A 2,725-nucleotide genomic window follows, 5' to 3' on the forward strand; every position below is an offset into this window, starting at 1 on the left:
GTTGCTGCTGGTTGAAGAGGAGTTGGTGCGGGAGCTGGTGAAGCGGGCGCTGGCGCCGCTGGAGGGGTTGACTCCCAAGCAGCAGCAGCGGATGCGCGAGACGCTGACCGCGTGGGTGCAGACGCGGGGCAGCGCGCCCGAGGTCGCGTCGAGCCTGGCCGTGCACCCGCAGACGGTCCGCTACCGGTTGCGCCAGTTGGACGAGCTGTTCGGGGCGAAGCTTCACGACCCGGACGCGTTGTTCGACATGGGCATCGCGCTGCGGGCGTTGCGGCTGCTCGGCGGGGCGACCGAGCAACCGGGGTCCGCGGGTTCGGTGACCCCGGTGGCCCCCGCGGGTCCGCTTGGGTTCACGGGACCGTCGGGAGCAAGGTCAGCGTGAGGTCGATCGTGTTGCCCGGCCCGGAGATCAGGCCGGTGAACAGGGGGTCGAGCGGCTCGCGGCCCCGGCAGCCGGCGAAGGGCGGGATCGAGTAGACGCCCGTCAACTGCATCTTGTCCAGCTGGAACGGGCCCTCGAGGTCGATCGAGGCGGGCTCGGTCGTCTGGCACGCCGGGCCGACGTCGAGCGGCTGACCGTTGACCGCGACGTCACCGAGCTTGATGACGACCTTGGCGTTGGCCTTGACCCGGCCTTCCTTGATCGTGCCAGTGGTCTTGCCCACCGGCACGAGTTCGGTGCGCGCGGTGGTGGGCACGAAGCCGAACGCGATGAAGTAGCCGTCACTGGGCGGGAGCGTCAGGTCGCCGGTGATGGTGCCGGTGAGGAGGTCGATCTCGGCGGCGAGGGTGCCGGGGCCGATGGCGAGGTCGGACTGGAGCTTGAAGATCCGCGACACGCCGTCGACCCGGTAGTCGACCTTGATCCCGGCGGCCAACCGCGGTGCGCGGACCTCGACGCGGTGCTCGACCGGCGTCGGGGCCACCGCCGCGCCGATCACCGCCGCCCCGAGCACCGCCGCAACCGCGGCCAGCACCACCGCGATCCTCACCGCACTGCTCCGCCCATTCCCCGAAAGTACTTTCCACGGACCCGCCCGCACAAGCGTCGATCAATGATTTGTCATGTGCGTGATAAAACTCCGGATCGGTTTTTGTCGCGCTCGAACACGTGCCGGAAAACACGAGAACAATGCTTGCAGCAACTGACCGACAAAGCTACTTTACTGGCGAGTAGCCCTCGCGAAACACATCGCGAGCACTGTTTTCGCTCTGCTCTCGACGAGGAGACGCACATGCTGAAACGAACTGGTCGGTCGGTCGTCGGCGTGCTGGGGGTGGCCGCCGCGGTCGTCGGCTCGGTGGCGTTCGCCGGCGCGGGCACCGGCTCGGCCGCCACCGCGAGCCTCACCCTGGTGTACAGCTGCCCGTTCCCGTTGATCGGCGTGCAGGACATGAGCGTGCGGATCGACGTCGGCGGACTGCCCGACTCGGCGGTGGCCGGCGAGCCGATCGGGGCGACCAGCGTCACCGCCACCGCGACCGTGCCGGCGACCGCGACCCAGGGACTGACGCTGGTCGGCGCGACCACGGTGGAAGGCACCGCCACGGCGCAGACCCTCGTGGACAACGCGGGTGCGGGCCACGACGTCGTCGCGAACCTCGCGGTGGCCAAGACGAACGTGCCGTCCTCCGGCGCGTTCGACACCGTCGCCACCGGCAGCACCGCCCCGCTCACCCTGGCCAACGCGGGCCCGACCACCATCTCGGTCGGCAACTTCAGCACCACGCTGACGCCGCGCAAGCCCGACGGCAGCGAGACCGGTCTGGGCACGTTCACCTCCGACTGCACCCTCAAGCCGGGTCAGAACACGCTGCTCTACCAGTTCACCGTGACCCCGGCGTCCACACCCACCACCACCACGACCACGACCACGACGACAACAACCACCACCACGCAGCCGACCACGACCACCACCACAACCACCACGACCGACCCGACCACCACCACGACGACCACCACTCCCCCGGCGAACGAACCGCTGCGCATCACTTACGGCGTCAACGGCTCGTCCACCATCAAGAAGCTGAACTCCAGCCTCCCGCTCGGACCCGGCACGCTGACCACCGAGGTGGACCTGCTGGGCGGCAAGTTCGCGGGTGACCTGGCGCTGCCCGACTCCACCGGCAAGTTCAAGCTGTTCGGGTTCGTGCCGACCACGGCGACCGTGCGGCTGATCCCGCAGGGCCGCACGTCCGGCACGATCACCGCGGGCGCGGTCAGCGCGCGCACCACCGCGAACATCAAGCTGACCGACGTGCGGGTGCTGGGCATCCAGGTCGTGCGGCCGACGGACCGGTGCCAGACCGTGACGCCGAGCGACATCGCCCTGACCTCGAAGCCCGGCTTCGACCCGCTCAACGGCGGTGGCCTCGCCGGCTCGTACACCATCTCGAAGTTCGACCGGTGCGGTCTGGTGACCGCCGTGGTCAACGGCACCATCCCCGGTCCGGGCAACACGCTGGACCTCCAGATCGCCAGGAAGTGACCCACCAACCACCCGCAGCGGGTCGGCGTCGTCGCCGGCCCGCTGCGGGGCGTTCCGCAGGGGAGAACCTGACATGAGATTGCGACACCGGGTGGCCGCGCTGGGCGTCAGCGCGGTGGTGGTCGGCGGCTCGGCCCTGTGGGGCGCGGGCGTCGGCAGCGCCGCGACGGCGACGCTCACCCTGGTCTACAACTGCCCGTTCCCGTTGATCGGCGCGCAGGACATGAGCGTCGAGG

Annotated in this window: 3 protein-coding genes; 2 read left to right on the top strand and 1 reads right to left on the bottom strand. The window is 69.7% G+C overall.

The genetic code is table 11. The annotated features are described in order from the left end of the window. Nucleotides 1-382: helix-turn-helix domain-containing protein (locus AB0G02_RS34355; protein WP_360802800.1), on the top strand; the 382-nt coding region annotated here is incomplete at its 5' end. Here AB0G02_RS34355 and AB0G02_RS34360 read toward each other — a convergent pair. Then, a complete protein-coding gene (locus tag AB0G02_RS34360; RefSeq protein ID WP_360802803.1) occupies nucleotides 351-992 on the bottom strand; it encodes a hypothetical protein in 642 nt (213 codons plus the stop codon). The genes AB0G02_RS34355 and AB0G02_RS34360 overlap by 32 nt on opposite strands. Nucleotides 993-1,235: 243 nt before the next feature. Between AB0G02_RS34360 and AB0G02_RS34365 the strand changes: the two genes are divergently transcribed. Then, nucleotides 1,236-2,489 (top strand): DUF6801 domain-containing protein, encoded by a 1,254-nt coding sequence (locus AB0G02_RS34365; protein WP_360802806.1) that lies wholly within the window; start codon nucleotides 1,236-1,238, stop codon nucleotides 2,487-2,489. The last annotated feature ends 236 nt before the right edge of the window (nucleotides 2,490-2,725 follow it).

It is taken from the genome of Actinosynnema sp. NPDC023658 (genome assembly GCF_040639995.1).
Lineage (GTDB): Bacteria > Actinomycetota > Actinomycetes > Mycobacteriales > Pseudonocardiaceae > Actinosynnema.

Coding starts and splice junctions, on each gene's coding strand:
- AB0G02_RS34365 (WP_360802806.1), top strand. CDS start 1,236: ATGCTGAAACGAACTGGTCGGTCGGTCGTCGGCGTGCTGGGGGTGGCC.